10 protein-coding genes are annotated in these 19369 nt (G+C 69.5%); 2 read left to right on the top strand and 8 right to left on the bottom strand.

The annotated features are described in order from the left end of the window. The first annotated feature begins 23 nt into the window (after positions 1-23). Together ACWF62_RS03365 and ACWF62_RS03360 are read left to right on the top strand one after the other, a co-directional pair. Positions 24-3311, top strand: coding sequence for an arabinosyltransferase domain-containing protein (locus ACWF62_RS03365; RefSeq protein ID WP_452629414.1), 3288 nt, complete (start codon positions 24-26; stop codon positions 3309-3311). 173 nt (positions 3312-3484) lie between these two features. Beyond that, positions 3485-4456 (top strand): hypothetical protein, encoded by a 972-nt coding sequence (locus ACWF62_RS03360; RefSeq protein ID WP_452629413.1) that lies wholly within the window; start codon positions 3485-3487, stop codon positions 4454-4456. A gap of 57 nt (positions 4457-4513) precedes the next feature. On the opposite strand, the gene ACWF62_RS03355 is transcribed toward ACWF62_RS03360, so the two are convergent. The 8 genes from ACWF62_RS03355 to ACWF62_RS03320 form a co-directional block, all read right to left on the bottom strand. Next, entirely contained in the window at positions 4514-6058 is a 1545-nt protein-coding gene (locus ACWF62_RS03355) for an acyl-CoA carboxylase subunit beta (RefSeq protein WP_378507609.1), read from the bottom strand. Further along, positions 6059-11089 (bottom strand): polyketide synthase Pks13, encoded by a 5031-nt coding sequence (pks13, locus tag ACWF62_RS03350; RefSeq protein ID WP_452629470.1) that lies wholly within the window; start codon positions 11087-11089, stop codon positions 6059-6061. Between the two features lie 67 nt (positions 11090-11156). Beyond that, a complete protein-coding gene (fadD32, locus tag ACWF62_RS03345) occupies positions 11157-13043 on the bottom strand; it encodes a long-chain-fatty-acid--AMP ligase FadD32 (RefSeq protein ID WP_378507608.1) in 1887 nt (628 codons plus the stop codon). A 171-nt stretch (positions 13044-13214) separates the two neighbouring features. After that, positions 13215-14207: an LLM class F420-dependent oxidoreductase gene (locus tag ACWF62_RS03340; protein ID WP_378507607.1), complete on the bottom strand. Its 993-nt coding sequence runs from the start codon at positions 14205-14207 to the stop codon at positions 13215-13217. 102 nt (positions 14208-14309) lie between these two features. Then, complete coding sequence (locus tag ACWF62_RS03335; RefSeq protein WP_378507606.1) at positions 14310-15275, bottom strand: cutinase family protein; 966 nt, start codon at positions 15273-15275, stop codon at positions 14310-14312. A 3-nt stretch (positions 15276-15278) separates the two neighbouring features. Then, positions 15279-15824: a DUF732 domain-containing protein gene (locus ACWF62_RS03330; RefSeq protein WP_378507605.1), complete on the bottom strand. Its 546-nt coding sequence runs from the start codon at positions 15822-15824 to the stop codon at positions 15279-15281. Between the two features lie 119 nt (positions 15825-15943). Continuing rightward, positions 15944-17830 carry an alpha/beta hydrolase-fold protein gene (locus tag ACWF62_RS03325; RefSeq protein WP_452629469.1) on the bottom strand — a complete coding sequence of 629 codons (1887 nt, stop codon included), beginning with the start codon at positions 17828-17830 and terminating at the stop codon, positions 15944-15946. Positions 17831-18353: 523 nt separating this feature from the next. Next, positions 18354-19349 (bottom strand): alpha/beta hydrolase, encoded by a 996-nt coding sequence (locus ACWF62_RS03320; protein WP_378507604.1) that lies wholly within the window; start codon positions 19347-19349, stop codon positions 18354-18356. Between the last annotated feature and the right edge of the window lie 20 nt (positions 19350-19369).

Genomic DNA, 19369 nt, shown 5'->3' with positions numbered 1-19369 from the left:
TGGCTGTCATACCATCGACAACCGTGTCCGACGCCCTGACCGCCACCGCGCCCGCCCCCGCGCCAGCACCGTTACCCGACCCGCGCACCCAGTACCGGACCGCCCGGCTGGTCGCGATCGTGACCGGTCTGCTCGGGTTCGTGCTAGCGGTGGCGACCCCGTTCCTGCCGATCACGCAGACCGCGGCGACCCTGAACTGGCCGCAGGCCGGCACCGTCGGCAGCGTCGAGGCGCCGCTGATGGCGCAGGTGCCGATCGACCTGCGGGCGTCGATCCCCTGCCGCCTGGTCGACGACCTGCCCGCGTCGGGTGGGCTGCTGCTCGGCACCGCACCACCGGACGGCAGCGGCGCCCCGCTGAACGCGATGTCCGTCCGGGTCACCGAGACCAGCGTCGACGTCCTCGACCGGAACGTCGTCGTCGCCTCCGCGCCCAGGGACGCGGTCGCGGGCGGCGGCTGCACGACGATCGCCATCAGCTCGGACATCGACGCCACCACCGCCACCTTCGAGGGCCTGACCGTCGACGGCAACCCGGTCACCGGCACCCTCACCGGCGACCTGCGCCCGCAGGTCGTCGGCGTCTTCACCGACCTGACCGGTGCCGCCCCCGACGGCCTCACGTTCACCTCCAACCTCGACTCCCGGTTCTCGTCGTCCCCGACCCTGGTCAAGCTCGCCGCGATGGTGCTCGCGGTGCTGCTGACGGTCAGTTCCCTGGTCGCGCTGCACCGCCTCGACGGCATCGACGGCCGCCGCGCCCGCCGCTTCTTCCCGTCGCACTGGTGGCGGGTCCGTCCGCTGGACGGGGTGATCGTCGGCACCCTGGTGCTGTGGCACTTCATCGGCGCGAACACCTCCGACGACGGCTACCTGCTGACGATGGCCCGGGTGTCCGAGCATTCCGGCTACATGGCGAACTACTTTCGCTGGTTCGGGGTCCCCGAGGCGCCGTTCGGCTGGTACTACGACGTCCTCGCGGCGATGGCGAAGGTCTCCACCGCCAGCCCCTGGATGCGGCTGCCCGCCCTGATCGCGGGCATCGTGTGCTGGCTGGTCATCAGCCGGGAGGTGCTCCCCCGGCTCGGCCGCGCCGTCCGCCTGAACCAGGCCGCGGTGTGGACCGGCGGCCTGGTGTTCCTCGCGTTCTGGCTGCCCTACGACAACGGCCTGCGCCCCGAGCCGATCGTCGCGCTCGGCGCCCTGCTCACCTGGTGCTCGGTCGAACGGTCCATCGCCACCGGCCGCCTGCTCCCTGCCGCCGTCGCGATCATGATCGCCGCGTTCTCGCTCGGCGCCGCCCCCACCGGCCTGATGTGCGTCGCCGCGCTGCTCGCGGGCGCCCGGCCGATGGTCCGCATCGTCGTCCGCAGGCACCGCGCCGTCGGCACCTGGCCGCTGGTGGCGCCGCTGCTCGCGTCCGGCGCGGTGGTGCTGGTCGCGGTGTTCGCCGACCAGACCTTCGCCGGGGTTCGCGAGGCCACCCGGGTGCGCACCCTGATCGGCCCGAACATGCAGTGGTACGAGGAGTTCCTGCGCTACTACTACCTGTTCGTGCAGACCGTCGACGGTTCGGTCTCCCGCCGGTTCGCGTTCCTGGTGATGGTGCTGTGCCTGTTCACGACGCTGTTCGTGCTGCTGCGCCGCAAGCGGGTTCCCGGCGCCGCCGTCGGGCCGTCGTGGCGTCTGCTCGGCGTCGTGTTCGGCACCGTCTTCTTCATGATGTTCAACCCGACGAAGTGGACCCACCACTTCGGCGTGTACGCGGGTATCGCAGGCGCCCTCGCCGCGCTGACCGCGGTCGCGGTGTCCGCGACGGCGCTGCGCTCGCGTCGCAACCGGACCATGTTCGCGGCCGGTCTGCTGCTGGTGCTCGCCTTCTCGTTCTCCGGCATCAACGGCTGGTGGTACGTCTCCAGCTACGGCATCCCGTGGTTCGACAAGACCGTCTCCCTGGCCGGGATCCAGGTCAACACCGTGCTGCTGGTGCTGTTCGTGGCGTGCGTGCTGCTGGTCGGCTGGCAGTACTTCCGCGAGGACTTCATCGGCAAGCAGGTGCGGGCGTCGGGCAGCCGTCGACGCCGCATCACGGCGTTGGCCGCGATGCCGCTGACCGTCGTCGCGGCACTGATGGTGCTGTTCGAGGTGCTGTCCCTGACGAAGGGCGCGGTCGCGCAGTACCCGGCGTACTCGTTGGCGCGCTCCAACATCGACGCCGTCACCGGGTCGCCGTGCGGGCTCGCCGACCACGTGCTCACCGAGGCCGACCCGAACGCCGGTCGGCTGCAACCACTCCCGGAACCCGGGGTCACGGATCCGCTCGCAGGCGTGAACGCCGTCGGCTTCGGCCCCGACGGGGTTCCATCCGACCTCACCGCCGACTACACCGAGGTCAAGCCCGGTCAGGCGAACACCGACAACCAGTCCGTCGGACCGGAATTCGTCACCGGCGCCAGTGCCGGCACCGAGGGCGGCACCGGGGCCCGCGGCGTCAACGGATCGACCGCGAAGCTGCCGTTCGGCCTCGACCCGGCCACCACCCCGGTCCTCGGCAGCTACCAGACCGGGGTGCAGGAGCCCGCGCTGCTGACGTCGAGCTGGTACGCGCTGCCCGCCCGCAGCGACGACGCCCCGCTCGTCGTGGTGACGGCGGCGGGCCGCATCTGGTCGGAGTCGAAGGACGGCGAGGTGACCTACGGGCAGGCCCTGCGCCTTGAGTACGGCCATCGGGAGGCCGACGGCACCGTCACCATCCTCGGCAGCTACCTGCCCAAGGACATCGGGCCCGCCCCGTCGTGGCGGAATCTGCGGATCCCGTTGGACGAGTTGCCCGCCGAGACCGACACCGTCCGGATCACCGCCAACGACCCGAACCTCTCCGGTGACCAGTGGCTGGCGTTCACCCCGCCGCGGGTGCCGCAGCTGCAGACACTGAACACCTATCTCGGCTCCGAGCAGCCGGTGCTGCTGGACTGGGCCGTCGGGTTGCAGTTCCCGTGTCAACGCCCGTTCGACCACCGCTACGGCGTCGCGGAGATGCCGGGCTACCGGATCCTGCCGGACCGGCCGCTGGCCGTCAGCTCCACCGACACCTGGCAGGCCGCGGAGAACGGCGGCCCGCTCGGCTGGACCGAAATGCTCGCCGAATCCTCCACCGTCCCCACCTACATGAAGGACGACTGGGGTCGGGACTGGGGCGCGCTGGAGCGGTACACCCGGCACTTCCCCGACGCCACCCCGGCCACCGTCGACACGGCCACGGTGACCCGCTCCGGCTTCTGGAGCCCCGGCATGATGCGCGTCTACCCATAGCCCGAGGTTCCCTAATGTCACATTGACTCACTCCACGATCCTGAATGTGACATTAGGGAACCTCCGGTGTGGAGGAATCTCAACTATCCACAGGCCGGAGATTCATCCACAGAACGCCAGGAGTCGGGGCTCGGACGGAACCTCCCGCGCCGGCGACCACCCACACTGACGGCATGCGACGCGGAAAATGGGCCGACGACTACAACACGCTCGTCGGGTACAGCACGAACCTAGCCATCCGGTCGAGCACCCTCCGCGGTCTCGGCGTCGCACCGAAGACCCTCGCCCGCTACTGCCTTCCGGGCGGTCCGTGGCAACGGATTCTTCCCGGGATCATTCTGCTGCACAACGGGGTCCCCAGTGCACGACAGCGTGCGACCGCCGCCCTGATGTACGGCGGACCTGACAGCGTCCTGTCCGGTCACGCCGCACTCGCTGAGCACGGATTCCGTCGTTCGGCGACAATGTCGGACGTCCTGCTCCTCATTCCCGCATCACGGCACCGGGCACCGACCGGGTACGTCAAGGTCGAACGGACCTGGCGCATGCCGGACGCCAGCGAGATCAGCGACCGTGGACCCGTTCGCTACGCCTCGGTCACCAGGGCAGCGATGGACGCGGCGCGGCGAATCGGTCGGCGCGACGACTGCCGCGCACTGCTGGCCGAGGTCATCCAGCGCGGCGACACCTCGCTCGAGGAGCTCGCGATCGAACTCGCCGAGGGCTCCCGTCGTGGGACCGCCCTGGCCAGATCCGTCCTGAGAGAGCTTGCCGACGATGCGCATTCCGTCGAGGAGATCCACGCCCAACGCATCTACAAGCGGAGCGGGCTGCCCACGATGGTGCACAACCGCGAGGTCGAAAACCACAACGGGGAATTCGTCGCGTCGCCGGACGGTTGGATCGACGATGTTGCGATGGCCTGGGAAATCGACTCCCTCAAGCACCACCTGACCCTGACCGATCACGAGGCAACCGTGCTCCGTCGGGCGCGCATGCAGGCGGCGGGGATAGTCGTGCTGTGCCATCTGCCGAAGACGCTGCGCCAGAACCCCGCACTCGCACTGCAAGACCTCAGGGACAATTACGGGCACGCTGCGTCCCGACCACGCCCAAAGGTTCGACTCCGCCCCAAGGTTCCCTAATGTCACATTGGGGATCGTGGAGTGCGCCAATGTGACATTAGGGAACCTGTATGGGGGTCAGAACGGCAGCAGGTGATGCTTGCGCGGATTCTTGAAAACGGTCTTGTCGCGGAGCACGGTGAGGGCCTTGCGGATCTCGAGGCGGGTGGTCGACGGATCGATCACCGCGTCGACGTAGCCGCGCTCGGCGGCAATGTACGGCGTCGCAACGTGCTCGTTGTAGAAGTTGATCAGGTCCCGGCGCACCGCGGGTGCGTTCTCGCCAGCTGCCTCGATCTGCCTGCGCCCGATGATGTTGACCGCGCCCTCCGCGCCCATGACCGCGATCCGGGCGGTCGGCCAGGCGAAGTTGATGTCGGCGCCGAGCTGCTTGGAGCCCATCACCGCGTAGCCGCCGCCGTACGACTTGCGCACCACGACGGTGACCTTCGGGACCGTCGCCTCGACGAACGCGAACAGGAACCGGCCACCGCGCTTGATGACGCCGATCTTCTCCTGCTCCACCCCGACCAGGAAGCCGGGGGTGTCGACGACGAACACCAGCGGGATGTCGTAGGCGTCGCAGACGCGGACGAAGTGGGCGGCCTTGTCGGAGGAGGCGGCGTCCAGCGCACCGGACAGGTGCATCGGCTGGTTCGCCACGACACCGACCGGACGGCCGTCGACCCGCGCGAAGCCGGTGATGATGTTCTGCGCCGTCTGACTGCGGACCTCGTGGAAGTCCCCGTCGTCGAAGATCTTCACCAGGATGTCGTGCATGTCGTAGCCCGCGTTGTCGGCGTCCGGCATGAACGTGTCGAGCTCGAGGTCGTCCGGGGTGATCTCCGGCTCAAGGCCGGGGTTGATGATCGGCGGCTGCTCGGTGCAGCTCGACGGCATGTAGCTCAGGTACTTGCGCGCCCACTCGAACGCGGCCTTCTCGTCGGGCGCGACGTGGTGAATGTTGCCGTACTCCACCTGATTCCGTGCGCCACCGAGCTCGTCGAGGCTGACGTCCTCGCCGGTGACGGACTTGATCACGTCGGGTCCGGTGACGAACATGTACGACTCTTCGGTCGCGATCACGACGTCGGTGTTGATCGGTGCGTAGACGGCACCGCCCGCGCACTTGCCGAGGATGATCGAGATCTGCGGGCACATCCCCGACAGCGGTTCCTGCCTGCGACCCATTTCGGCGTACCACGCCAGGGACGTCACCGCGTCCTGGATGCGGGCACCCGCCGACTCGTTGATGCCGACAACGGGGCAACCGATCTTGATCGCAAAGTCGTTGACCGCAGCCACTTTTCGGCCGAAGATCTCGCCTGCCGCACCGCCGAAAACGGTCTGGTCGTGGGCGAACACCGCGACCGGGCGGCCGTCGACGAGCCCGTGACCGGTGACGACGCCGTCACCGTAGGGGTTCGACGGGTCGCCGGGCTGCCTGGCGAGCTGCCCCAACTCGACGAAGGTGCCGGGGTCGAGCAGCATGTCGATGCGCTCGCGAGGCGTCGGGAGGCCCTTCACCCGACGCTTCTCGATCGCCTTCGGGTTGCCGGGGGCCTTCGAGACCTCGAGCTTCTCCCGCAGTTCGGCCAGCTTCTCGGCGGTGGTGGTGCTCACTCAGTTACTCCGGTTCTCGGCTTCGATGGCGGCCAGCCGTTCGGTCAGATCGGCACCCACCTTCGCGATGTACGGTTCGTCGACGATCTGGACGTGGTCACCGCCGACGTAGACGACCTCGAGGTCCTCGGCGACCTTCGCCCACCCGCCGTCGGGGGTGCGCGTCCCGAACGCGGGCTCGAGCGCGATCGCGTCGTCGTGGTACTTGTCCGCCATGTACAGGACGACGTGGCCGTCGTAGCGGTCCGGCCTGACGGTCTGCAGCGCCCGGTTGTCGAGCCACGAGGTGCGCTGGTGCTCGATGATCCCGCCCGGGATCTTCGCGCCGCTCACCTTGAGCAGGTTCATCAGGATCTCGATCTGCTCCTCGTCGGACTCCGCCGCCGCGAGCTTGTCGTACGGCAGCGGCGCGTCGACGTTGTAGGTCTTCTTCGCGAATGCGGCGTACCGCTGCCAGCGCTTGCGGATCTCGTCGGGGGTGTCCTCGACCTCCTCGCCCGCCATCACGGTATCGATCAGGCCGACGACCCGGACGTCCTTGCCCTGCTCACGCAGCAGCTTCGCCACCGCGTAGGACAGCGCGCCGCCGAGTGACCAGCCGTACAGCACGTACGGTCCGTCGCCCTGGATCTCGGTGATCAGCGGCAGGTACTCGCGGGCCCGGACCTCGATCGGCCCCTCGGTGCGTTCGAAGCCGTACATCGGGGTTCCTGCGGGGAGTCGCTTGAGCAGCGGCTCGTACGCGACGGTGGATCCGCCGGCCGGGTGGAAGACGAAAACCGGTACGGCTGAGGAGCCTTCGGGACGCGCTCGGAGCACCCGGACGAGTCCGTCGATCTTGCCCTCGTCCTCGAGATGCGGCCGCACCTTCTCGGCGAGTTGCTCGATCGTCTCGCAGTCGAGGACGTCATCGAAGCTCACGTCGCCACCGGCGCGGTCGCTCAGGCGCGCGGCCAGCTTCTCGGCGGTGTCGTCGTCGAGGACCGGGAGAATGTTGAAGATGCCCTTCGCGGACTTGCCGGTCACCACCGCCCAGGTGGCGAACGTCAGGCGTTCGGCTGCGTCGCGCGGCGGCACGTTGACGTCCTCGTCGGAGGCGTCGCCGACGCTCGGGGCGGCGACGGCAGCGCCGTCCGGTGCCTCGGCGGAGAGGATCTCCTCCGCCTCCGCGACCGGACTGGTGGTCTCCGCGCCGAGCACGGAATCCATCGCCTCGGAGGCAGTTTCGGCCTCCTTCTCCGCCTGCTGCTGCGCGGCGAGCGCCGCGACCTCGTCCCGGTTCTCGACCGCGTAGCGCAGGTACTTCTCGACCTCGCGCAGGTTCGCGTCCTTGACCGCGGTGAGCTGCAACTGCGGGATATCGAACTCGTACTCGACGCGGTTCTTGATCCGCACCGCCATCAGCGAATCCAAACCCAGTTCGATCAGCGGGATCTCGGCGGGCAGGTCCTCGACCGCGTAGCCCATCGACTCGGCAACAATCAGCGCCAGCCGATCCTCGAGGGACTGGCTTCCGTTCGGATCCCACGTGTCGCCGAAGGATTCGACGACCTCCGGCAGCTCCTCCATCGGCGAACTGGACCGTGCCGCGGGTGCGGCGATCACCGGTTCGGGCAGCGCCTCACCGGAGCTGACGACCGCGTCGAACAGCAGCGCGAAGGAACCGTCCGTCTTCGAATGCACCTGCAGCGCAGCGCCACCCGGATGCGGGCTGAGCGTCGTGGTCAGGGTGCCGGACTGCGGAAGCTCCCCGCGCGCAATAGCGGCGGTCAGCGTCACATCCGAAAGCACCTGCGTGGCAGCAGAAGTCGCGAGCTCGTTCAGGTCGGTGACGGCGGTCGCCGCAACCTCCCACACGTGCCTGCCGTCGGGCAGCGACACGTGCGCACCCGGCGCGCGGGTGGTGCCGCCCGCGCTGACCTGGACGTCGAGCCAGTGGTCCTTGCGCAGGAACACGGTCCGCGGCGGGTTCGCGAAGCCGCCCGCGGGCAGCAGCGACGACAGGTTCACCGGCTGCCCGTGCACATACAGCTGCGCGAGCGCGGTGAGGACGCCGACCTCCTCGTCCTCCTTGCGCTTGAGCGTCGGGATCAGCTGGGCGTCGTGCACGCCCGCGTCGAACACGGTGGCGGCCACCGACATCAGCGTCGCCGGGTTCGGTGCCAACTCGACGAACGTGGTGTGTCCGGCGTCGACGGCCATCCGCACCGCGTTGGTGAAGTACACGCTGTGCCGCATGCCCTTGGTCCAGTACTCGACCGGGTGGATCGGGCCGTGGCCTGCCCGGTAGAAGGTCTCCTTGTCGACCGACGAGTACAGCCCGACGGTCAGCGGGTGCGGCTCGATACCGGCGAGTTCCGCGGCCAACTCACCGAGGATCGGGTCGACCTGCGACGTGTGGCTGGCGCCCTTCGTCTGCAGGATCCGGCCCATCTTCTCCTCGGCCTCGGCCCGCGCGACGATCGCCTCGACCTCGGGCTGGGGGCCGCCGATGACGGTGTGCGTCGGTGCCGCGTACACGCAGACCTCGAGGTGCGGGAAGTCGCCGAGCACGCCCTCGATCTCGGCGGCGCTGTACTCGACCAGCGCCATCAGCCGGATGTCGTCGCCGACCAGCGCGGACTCGCCCTCACCCATCAGCCGGGAACGGGCGGTGATGACCCGGACCGCATCCTCGAGGGAGAGCCCCCCGGTGACATACGCCGCGGCGGCCTCGCCCATCGAGTGCCCGACCGCGGCCTCCGGCTCGGCGCCGTGCTGCCGCAGCAGTGCGGCCAGGCCGATCTGGATGGTGAAGATGCCGACCTGGGAGGTCTCGACGTCGTAGTCGACGGCGTCGTCGAGGAATTTCTCGGCCATCTTGTAGCCGGTCTCGAACTCGATCAGCTCGTCGACCTGGTCGACGGCGGCCCGGAACACCGGATTGTTCAGGTACAGCTGCTTGGCCATCTTGCGGTGCTGCGACCCGAACCCGGAGAACACCCACACCGCGCCCTTCGCGGCGGGCGCGTCGGCGGAGAAGACGCCGGGCCCCGGCTTGCCCGCCGCGACGGCACGCAGTCCGGCGATCGCCTCGGCGTGCGTGCGGGCCAGCACCACCGCGCGGGAGCGGCCGTGGTTGCGCCCGGCGAGGGTGCGGGCCAGGTCGTCGAGTCCGGTGGTGCTGCCGATCTCCGTCTCGAGCCAGTCGGCGAGGTCGGACGCGGCGCGGCGGCGGCGGGATGGCATCGACGCCGACACCGGCAGCAGCACCGGCAGCTCCGCTGCCTGTGCGTCCTTTTGGCCCGCCTCGAGACCAGAAGGACTCACAGGTGCCGCAGGCGCCTCGATGCCCATCGACTCGGCGGCGTCGGCCAGGACGGACTCCGCCTCGGCCGCGACGTCGAGCGGCTCCGCCGCCTGTGCGTCCTTTTGGCCCACCTCGAGACCAGAAGGACTCACGGGCGCCGCAGGCGCCTCGTACTCGCGCACCACGACGTGGGCGTTGGTGCCGCCGAAACCGAAGCCGGAGACGCCCGCGATCGCGCGGCCGGTGTACCGCGGCCAGTCGGTGGCCTCGGGGATCACCTGCAGGTGCGCCCCGGCGAAGTCGATGTACGGGTTGGGGCCCGCATAGTTCAGCGACGGCGGGAGCTTGTCCTCCCGCATCGCCAGTACGACCTTGATCAGCCCGGCGGCGCCCGCCGCGGACTCGAGGTGGCCGAAGTTGGTCTTCGCGGAGCCGAGCAGCGCCGGCTTGTCGGCGTCGCGGCCGCGGCCGACGACGCGACCGAGGGCATCCGCCTCGATCGGGTCGCCGAGGATGGTGCCGGTGCCGTGCGCCTCGATGTAGTCGACGCCGGACGGCACGATGCCCGCGTCCCGGTAGGCGGCGCGCAGCACGTCGGCCTGCGCGTCCGGGTTCGGGGCGACGATGCCGTTGGAGCGGCCGTCCTGGTTGACGGCGGATCCGGCGATGACGGCGAGGATCGTGTCGCCGTCGCGTTCGGCGTCCTCGAGCCGCTTGAGGACGACCAGGCCGCCGCCCTCGGCGCGGACGATGCCGTTCGCGTCGGAGGAGAACGCCTTGATCTTGCCGTCGGCGGTGAGGACACCGGTCTCGTCGAAGCCGAGGGTCCCGGCGGGCGCGATCAGCATGTTGACGCCGCCGGCCAGCGCGATGTCCGATTCGCCGGTGCGCAGCGACCGGACCGCCTGGTGCACCGCGACCAGCGACGACGAGCAGGCGGTGTCCATCGCGACGGACGGGCCGCGGAAATCGTAGAAGTAGGAGACCCGGTTCGCGACGATCGAGGTGGAGGTGCCGGTCAGCGCGTACGGGTGCGCGTGCACCGGGTCGCTGACCGCGAGCAGCTGGTAGTCGTTGGCGGAGCTGCCGATGAACACACCGACCTGCTCGCCCTTGAGCTCGTTGGCCGGGATGTGGGCGTGCTCAAGCGCCTCCCACGCCAGTTCCAGCGCGAGCCGCTGCTGCGGGTCGACGTTGCGGACCTCGAGCGGCGACATCGCGAAAAACTCCGCGTCGAAGCCCTTCACGTCGTCGAGGTAGCCGCCCTTGGTGTTCGCCTTCGCGATGGCGTCCGCGATCTGCGGGTCGGCCGCGAACTCCGACCAGCGTCCCTCGGGCAGGTCGGTGACCGCGTCCCGGCCCTCGATCAGCAGCCGCCACATCTCGTCGGGGGTGTGCCCGGTTCCGGGGAACCGGGACGCAAGGCCGACGATCGCGACGTCGTGCGCGCCGGACAGGTCGCGCGGCGCGTAGTACCCGGCCTCGTCCGCGCCCTCCGGTGCCTCCGGCTCACCCTCGATGATCCGGGTCGCGAGCGAGGCGATCGTCGGATGCTGGTAGGCGACGGTCGCGCTCAGGGTGACGCCGAGCAGGTCCTCGATCTCCCCGGACAGGGCGACGGCGTCCCGCGACGACAGGCCGAACTCCTCCATCGGCCGGTCGTCGGAAATCTGGTCGACCGGTTGCCCGGTGACCCCGGCAACCCAGTTCCGCAGCCATTCGCGCAGCTGCGCGACCGTCATCTCTGTCTCAGCCATCAGTGCATCACGCTACTCGTCGTCGGAGGGGTCGTCGGGGACGGTTGCGCGTTCAGACGCTGTCCGGGAACGCGGTCTGCTGGTAGCCGCCGCGCAGGGTGCCCTCGATGTACGCGGCCTTGCAGGCGCGTCGCGCAATTTTTCCGCTGGACGTGCGGGGGATGGAACCGGCGGGCACCAGCAGCACGTCGCGCGCGGTGACCCCGTGCCGACCGGAGATCGCCGCCCGCACCGCGTCGGCGACCGGGGCCGGGTCGGCCTTGCCCGCGCCGGGGGCGCGTTCGGCGACGACCACGAGCTGCTCGGAGGCGTCGTCCGCGTCGTAGCTGAGGCCGGCGGCGCCGAACTCGAAGACCTCCGCGGGCAGCTGGTTCGCCGGCACCGCGAACGCGGCGACGAACCCGGGCCGCAGCGCGGTGCTCGACTCCTGCGCCGAGAACTCGAGGTCCTGCGGGTAGTGGTTGCGGCCGTCGACGATCACCAGGTCCTTGACCCGGCCGGTGATGTACAGCTCGCCGTCCACGTAGACGCCGTAGTCGCCGGTGCGCATCCAGTTCGCGTCCGCGGGGGTGCCGTCGGCCTTGCTGCCCTCGGTCAGCCGGTCGGTGAGCTTGTTGTGGAAGGTCTGCGCGGTCTCGTCGGTGCGGCCCCAGTAGCCGATGCCCATGTTGTTGCCGTGCAGCCAGATCTCGCCGACGTGCTCGTCCGCGACCTCGGCACCGGTCTCGGGGTCGACGATCGCGGCCCACTGGCTGCGCGCGACGTGCCCGCAGGAGACCTGCGCGATGGCGCCGGGCGCGTCCTGCGCGACCTTGACCATCCGGCCCTGCCCCAGCCGGTCCCGGTCGACGTAGATGACCCTGGCCTCGTCGGCCTGGTCGGTGGTCGAGACGAACAGCGTCGCCTCGGCCATGCCGTAGGACGGCTTGATCGCGGTCTTCGGCAGCCCGTACGGCGCGAAGGCCTCGTTGAACTTGCGCATCGACGAGGTGGTGACCGGCTCGCTGCCGTTGATCAGGCCGATCACGTTGGACAGGTCGAGGGTCTCGCCGCTCTTCGGCAGGCCGCGGGCGGCGGCGTGCTCGAACGCGAAGTTCGGCGCCGCCGCGAACGTGCCGGCACCGTCGGCGACCGCGGCGAGTTCCTTGATCCAGCGGTACGGGCGGGCGACGAACGCCCGCGGGCTCATGATCGTGATGTACTTGCCGCCCAGCGCGGGCAGGATCACCGTCAGCAGGCCCATGTCGTGGAACAGCGGCAGCCAGGTGACGCCGCGGGAGTCGGTGCTCAGCCCGATCGCGTCGGCCATCTGCAGCGCGTTCGTGCCGACCGCCCGGTGGGTGATCTCGACACCGGCGGGGACGCGGGTCGAGCCCGACGTGTACTGCAGGTAGGCGATGTCGTCGAGGGCGGGATCCGGGTTGCTCCACGTCTCGCCGACGGTGTCCGGGATGGCGTCGACGGCGATGATCCGGGGCCGCTGCGGCGCGGGCAGCGACCGGAACAGCTGCCGGACGCCCGCGGCCGACTCGGACGCGGTGAGGATCGCGGCGGGTTCGCAGTCGCCGAGGACCGCGTGCAGGCGGTCGGTGTGGCCGGGCTCGTCCGGGTCGAACAGCGGCACCGCGATGGTCCCGGCGTGGATGGCGGCGAAGAACGAGATCACGTAGTCGAGGCCCTGCGGGGCGAGGACCGCGACCCGGTCGCCGGGCTTGGTCACCTGCTGCAGCCGGGCCGCGACCGCGCGCAGCCGGACCCCGAACTGGTTCCAGGTGAGCTCGTGCACCTCGCCGTCGCGTTCACGGGAGTAGTCGATGTAGCGGTATGCCAGCTCGTCGGCGTTGTCCCGAGTGTGCTGCTCGACGTAGTCGACAAGGGTGTTGCCCGGCGTCAGAACGATCTGGCCGGATCCGTCGACGTAGTCATCGAAGTTCTTCATACCTTCTCCTCCAAGGCAAGCCCCGGCGCCAGGATCGCGCACCGGCGGGCTTCATTCCCTGCTCCCGCGAGGGGATCATGCAATCAGTGTCTAGTGGCAATAGTCAGATCGCGTCTTGACAACGACCTGTTTCGCACCCCAAACCAACGGAATATTACAGTCCCACGCCGGTCATTCCCCCTTGAGCTGGGCAATGACTGGCGCGAACGCTTCCATCTGGGTCGGGAAGATGCCGACGTACGACATCGACGTGCGCGCGCGAACGGCCCTGATCTGGTCGGCGATCTCCTCGTAGGTGCCGATCGCCAGGTACGGCGAGTTGAGGATCTCCTCGACGGTCAGCGTGACGTCCGCCTCGATGTTCGGCGGGTACCCGTTCGCGATCGCCGCCAACGCCATCTCCGCCATCGCCTCCCGATCATCGGTCGGCATGATCGTGGTGATCGTCCAGTTCAGTTCGATGTCGTCGAACCGGTCCCCCGCCGCCTCCCGGATCCGGTCGACCCGGGCCGCGGTGGCCTCCATCGTGATCCCGGAGAGCAGCATCCGGCCCTCCGCGTTGCTCGGCGGGGCCAGCGACACGATGTCCGCGTACTTGGCGGCCAGCGCGAGCATCTTCGGGCCGCCGCCGCCGATCGCGATCGGGGGGCGCGGACCCTGCCGCGGTCGCGGGCTGCCCTTGAGTCCGTTGATCGTGAAGTACTTGCCCTCGAAGGTGCATTCCTGGCCGCGCAGCAGCGTGTCCAGGATCTGCAGGGACTCCTCAAGCTTGGCGATCCGGACACCGGGCCGGTCGTACGCGATCCCGGCCTTGTCGAACTCGTCCTTCATCCACCCCGCGCCGATGCCCAGCTCCAGGCGTCCCCCGGACAGCACATCGATGGTGGCTGCATCCTTCGCGAGGACGGCGGGGTGACGAAAACCGTTGGCCAACACTGCCGTTCCGAGCCGAATCTTGTCGGTGGCGACGGCGAGGGCGCCGAGGGCCGCGATCGGGCCGACCTGGTTGCCGAGGTGGTCCGGGATCATGAAGCTGTCGTACCCGAGTTCCTCGGCCTGCTGGGCCAGTTTGACGAAGCGCCGGGCCCCGCCTTCGTCGGCGTTACCCTCGCCACCGGCCGCGAACCGGAACTTGCGCGGCGCGGGCGCGTCGGCGGAACTCATCGATCGATTCTCCTGAAAGCTGGCAGTGCGGAAACGGCTGGTGACCGGTTGGTCACTCTATCGGGTACCGACGCCCACCCCTATTCGTGCACAGGGACTCCCTCACTCATGAGCAGGGGTGGGTGCCGTACGCACCTTCTCAGCGGCCCAGTTTGTCATCCACTGGGTCGCCGTGGTGCCGTTTCCATCAACGACGAAGCTGTTATACAGCGCGTGCACAGGATTGTTGACGTATTCGAGGAGCCGGGACAGGCTCCCCATCCAGTTCCCCGGCTTGAACGCCTCGGAAGGCGCATCGCAGATGCCGTCCGTCGGCGCACAGATCTGCACGGCCCGATCGTTGAGCGCGCCGAATCCGCCGGGGCGGGCGCCGGTCATCGTGATGCCCGGCAGCTTAATCCCGGCCAGCGACAACTCCGCGCCGACACCCGCGACCGGCGGGCCGACGGTCACACCGGCCGCCGGGTCACGCCTGCCGTCGGCGATCAGCCCGACCCCGAGCACCAGGTCCGCCGGGACCGGCCCGGTTCCGGCGCCGATGCTCGCCGCGAGGTCACCGGCGATCACCGCACCCTGCGAGAACCCGGTCAGCACGAAACTGGTCAGCGGGCACTCCGCGTGCATCGCCGCCAGCACGTCGGTTGCCTTCGCGGTGCCCTCACCGCGGCTCTTGTTGTAGGACATCTGCCCGTCCGGCGGCAGCGCGACCGGGTTCGAGAACTGCGCCACGTACGGCACCGTGTACACCTGCACCCGCTGCGGATCGAACTCGGCCTGCAGCGGCCTGGTGATGTTGAGCATCAGGGAGTTCGGGTTCGCGGTCGGGGCGAACGGGTCGTCGGCGGCACTGGACTCCCAGGTTCCGGGAATCGCGACCACCTGGACGTCGGGGCAGCTCGCCGGCTGCGCCGACGGCCGCTCCGGCCCCGGCGGGGTCACCGGCGGCTTCGGGACCCGGCCCGCGAGCAGGTACCAGGCCACCAGCGCGACGAGCGCGACCAGCAGGACCACGATCAGGGCCACCAGCGTCCGCAGCAGGCGGCTGCGGGATTTCCGTGCGGCAGACATGGCTTACTTGCAGTAGGTGGACTGTGCGGCGTCGATGTAGACGCGGGCGGCCTTGGTGGCGTCCTCGTCGGTCGGCGTCCCGCCGGCGAGCCCCGCCTCGACACCGGCCATGCCGGTCACGTACGCGAGAATCTCGTCCTCGGCGACGTTGCTCTCCTTCGCCGCGCAGATGTAGTTCGCGGTGGAGATCGCGATGTCGCCGTTGTCGGCCGGGGTCACCCCGCCCTTCTTCAGCGCCTCCAGGTACGCGCGGCCGCGGTCGTCGAGGGCCGGGGCCTCGGTGGGGCCGGGGAATCCGCTCGGCACCGCCTCCGGGGTCTCGGGCGGCGCGGTCGCCGCGACCGACGGCGTCGTGTACGCGGGCACCTCGATGCCGGTCGCCAGCGGCGGCACCGTCGGCGACCCCGATCCGGCCGCCGTGGTCAGGGTCGGCGTGCTCGACGCCGTCGAGTCGTCGCTGCCGCAGCCGGCGAGGACCCCGACGGACAGGGCCGCGAACGCGCCGACGGCCAGCACCCTGGCGAACGGGGAACGGGAAGAAACGAGCATGTGGGTCACAGTCCTCTGTGTGGTCGGCGCTCGGAACGCCGCGGGTGATCGCTGTCGAGGGTACCGACGTCGACGGGCCGGGTCCGCTCTACGCAACCCGGCCCGCCGACGTCGATTCGCTATCCGAGCTGGGTGTTTCCACCCTTGGCGGTGATGGTGCCGAACTGGAAGTTCTGCCGGACACCACCCTCGAAGGGATATTCGTCACTGATCGGGTAGCCGAGCCGGCCGCCCTCATAGTTCTCCCTGGCCCAGGCGTCGAAGATCGGCCCGTTCTTCACCGACCACGCGCCGCTCGCCGGGCTCCAGTAGATGTTGCCGTGCTCGAACTCGTTGAACCGGCCGTTGTCCCGGATCGGGCCCCGCTCACTGGACCGGGGGAACCCGAGCCAGCTGTTCTCGTACCCCAGCTCGGCGTACTTCTGCATGATCAGCCCCTGCACCGCGTTCGCGCCGGTGGTCGGGCTCCAGTACATGGCACCGATCTCGAAGCCCTGCACCGCGCCGTCCTTGGTCGGGGTGTCGACCTCGTCGCCGACCGGGTAGCCGAGCGGGCCCAGCTCCCAGCCCTGCCGCGCCCACTCGTCGCGGATCGCGCCGCGGACCGCGTGCGCACCGGTCTGCGGGGTCCAGTAGATCGACCCGGCCTGGAAGTGGTTGCCGCGGCCGCGGCCGTCGGGGGTGCCGAACTCGCTGGTGGACGGCAATCCGAGCGGGCCGGCGGGACCGCCCATCGCCTGGTATTCGCCGCCGATCATCCCGGTCACCACCTGGGCGCCGGTGCCGCCCGACCAGAAGATCCGGCCGTTGTGGAAGTCCTGCGCGAGGCCACCGGCGACCGAGTATTCACCGGTCACGCAGCCGCCGAGCCACGGGTTGGCGTTCGCGACCCCGCCGATCTCGCCGTTCAGGCCGCACGCCGGGGCGCTGACCTCGGTTCCGAGCGCGTTCGCGACCTGCGGCCACGCCTGGTGCATCTCGAACTGCCAGTACGGCCACGAGTGGGTGCCGGACGGGCGGTAGTTGACCTGCGCGGGGATCCCCAGCTTGTTCAGCTTCGTCGCGAACGACTGCGAGGTCAGCCGGGACAGAATCTCCAGGCCCATGCCCGCGTAGTTCGTGGACACGCCGGGGATGCCGGACGGCTGGTCATACGGGCCCGCCATGCCGCTGCCGCTGGAGATGTACAGGCTGGTGCCCTTGAGCTTCTCCGCCAGGATGTACGGGTCGTGCTCCTTCCACAGCGGGTTGCTCGGCGGGCCCCACATCTTGTTGACGTTGTAGCCGCCCGCATCGTTCATCGCGTACTGCAGCGCCTGCGGCATGCCGAGCGAGGTGGTGCTCAGGTAGCCGGAGAACGAGCCGGCGAACGTGAAGAAGCCGGGGTTGCGGGCGGCGAGGAACATCGCCGAGGTGCCGCCCATCGACAGCCCGATCACGCCGCGGGTGCCGGTGGTCCGCATGCCGTTCTCCAGCACCGGGGGCAGTTCCTTCGTCAGGAACGTCTCGAGCTGGTAGAACTTGCCGTTGTCCGGTTCCAGCCAGTCGGAGTAGAAGCTGGACTGGCCGCCGACCGGGAGGATGACGTTGACGTTCTTGTCGGCGTAGAAGCTGGCGGCATCGGTCTCGATGGTCCAGCCGCTCTCGTCGTCACGCGCCCGCAGTCCGTCGAGCAGGTACAGCGCGGGGAAGGTGGCGTCCGGCCTGGCGTTCCAGTCCCTGGCCAGCAGGATCTGCACCTGGAACGGTGCGCCCATCGCCGCCGAGTCGACCCACAGCGCGACCCGCCGGTCGGTGATCCACTGCACCTTCGACACGCCGGGGATCGAACGGTCCGGTGCAGGCGCGGACCGCGCCGAGATCACCCGCGGCGCGGCGGCGGGCGGCGGCGTGGTCGGTGCCGCGGTCGTGGTGGTCGTCGTGGTCGTGGCCGCGACGGTCGTGGTCGGCGGCGCGACGGTCGTGGTCGGCGTCGGCTCCGCGGATTCCGTCGCGGTGGCGGACACCGGCGTGGTCGCCGATTTCGGTGCCAGCGTTTCCCGGACGTCCGTCCCGGGGTCCGGCGGCGCGACGGTGGTGGTGGTGGTGGTCGTCGCGGCCGGGCTCGAGGACGGCTCGGCGGAGGCGATGGTGGCGGTGGTCAGGCCTGCCGCGGTCGGCAGCACCAGCGCGGCCGCCAGCAGGGTCAACGCGCGCCCGCGTCGCCGTGGGGAGCCGATGCTCCCCCCGAAACGCGCACCCAACTTTCTCGATGCTGGTCGCATGTGACGGTGACTCTCTTTCTCTGTCGGCCGGTTCCGCGTGGTACCCCGTCGGAACCCGGCGGCTGTCGGCTGGTCCCCGACCCCCGCACGCACCGCTGTGACGCCTGAACACTCGTGTGCCCATTAGTACACACCGGACTGCTGTGACGCCTGTGACGCGCGGTGTGTGTGTCGTTTGTTACGTGTCCGTCAAACGACGGATGCCGCCCGGACCGCCCGGGTGGGCGGCCAGAGCGGCATCCGTGTCATCGCGTTGGAGATCCGGTCACCAGGCGTTCAGGGTGTCCAGGATCTGGCCGCGGGCCTTGAACAGCTCCGCCGACCAGTACGGCCACGAGTGGGTGCCGTTCGACGGGAAGCTGTAGGTCGCCGGGATCCCCAGGGTCGCCATCCGCGCCTGGAAGGCGCGGGTGTTGACCAGGGCCAGGGCCTCGAGGCCCATGCCGTTCGCGGTGTTGTAGTAGTCGATCGGCTTGCGCGGCGCGTCGTACTCACCCGGCAGACCGCTCGCCGACGAGATGTACAGCGACAGGCCCTCGAGCTTGGGGGCGAACACGAACGGATCGTTGCGCAGCCACGCCTTGCTCCACGGCGGGCCCCACATGGAGTCCACGTTGAAGCGGCCCGCGTCGAGCATCGCGACGCGGATGGCCTCACGCATGCCGGGCGCCGAGATGTTCAGGTAGCCGGACAGCGAGCTGGCGAACTTGAACTGGTCGCGGTGGTACGCGGCCAGCGTCAGGGCAGCGGAGCCGCCCATCGACAGGCCGAGGACGCCGTTGTTGCTGCGCGAAACGCCACGGGTGGCGAGGTAATCCGGGAGCTCCTCGGTGAGGAAGGTCTCCCACTTGTAGGTGGTCTTCTGGCCGTTGAAGTTCGACGGCGCGATCCAGTCGCTGTAGAAGGAGGACTGGCCACCGACCGGCATCACCAGGGTGATGTTGTCGTTCGCGAACTGGTCGAGCGCGTTGGTCTCGAACGACCACGCGTTGCGGTCGTCGCGGGCGCGGAGTCCGTCGAGCAGGTACAGCGCGGCGTCGCCGCCCCGCTTCGCCCACTGGATCTGCACCTTGACCGGACCCATGGAGGAGGGAACCATCACCTCTTCGAAGCCGCCCGCCGGTGCGCGGTGCACGGACGGTGCGGCGCCTGCGACGGCGGTACCCGCAATACCAGCAGTGACGGGCAGCACGAGCGCTGCGGCCGAAAGGCCGAGGAGGCGTCGCTTGAGGTTCTGGAACCTCGGTCTGCCAATACGCATGAATATTGCTCTCTTTCTCT

Source organism: Rhodococcus sp. NPDC054953 (assembly GCF_053609225.1).
Note: the sequence above shows the minus strand (reverse complement) of the source record. Positions and strands in the feature narration are given on the sequence as shown.

What these genes read in the sequence shown, in the direction of transcription:
- ACWF62_RS03360 (WP_452629413.1), top strand. Translation starts at nt 3,485, where the DNA reads ATGCGACGCGGAAAATGGGCCGACGACTACAACACGCTCGTCGGGTAC.
- pks13 (WP_452629470.1), bottom strand. Translation starts at nt 11,089, where the DNA reads ATGACGGTCGCGCAGCTGCGCGAATGGCTGCGGAACTGGGTTGCCGGG.
- fadD32 (WP_378507608.1), bottom strand. Translation starts at nt 13,043, where the DNA reads ATGAAGAACTTCGATGACTACGTCGACGGATCCGGCCAGATCGTTCTG.
- ACWF62_RS03340 (WP_378507607.1), bottom strand. Translation starts at nt 14,207, where the DNA reads ATGAGTTCCGCCGACGCGCCCGCGCCGCGCAAGTTCCGGTTCGCGGCC.
- ACWF62_RS03335 (WP_378507606.1), bottom strand. Translation starts at nt 15,275, where the DNA reads ATGTCTGCCGCACGGAAATCCCGCAGCCGCCTGCTGCGGACGCTGGTG.
- ACWF62_RS03330 (WP_378507605.1), bottom strand. Translation starts at nt 15,824, where the DNA reads ATGCTCGTTTCTTCCCGTTCCCCGTTCGCCAGGGTGCTGGCCGTCGGC.
- ACWF62_RS03320 (WP_378507604.1), bottom strand. Translation starts at nt 19,349, where the DNA reads ATGCGTATTGGCAGACCGAGGTTCCAGAACCTCAAGCGACGCCTCCTC.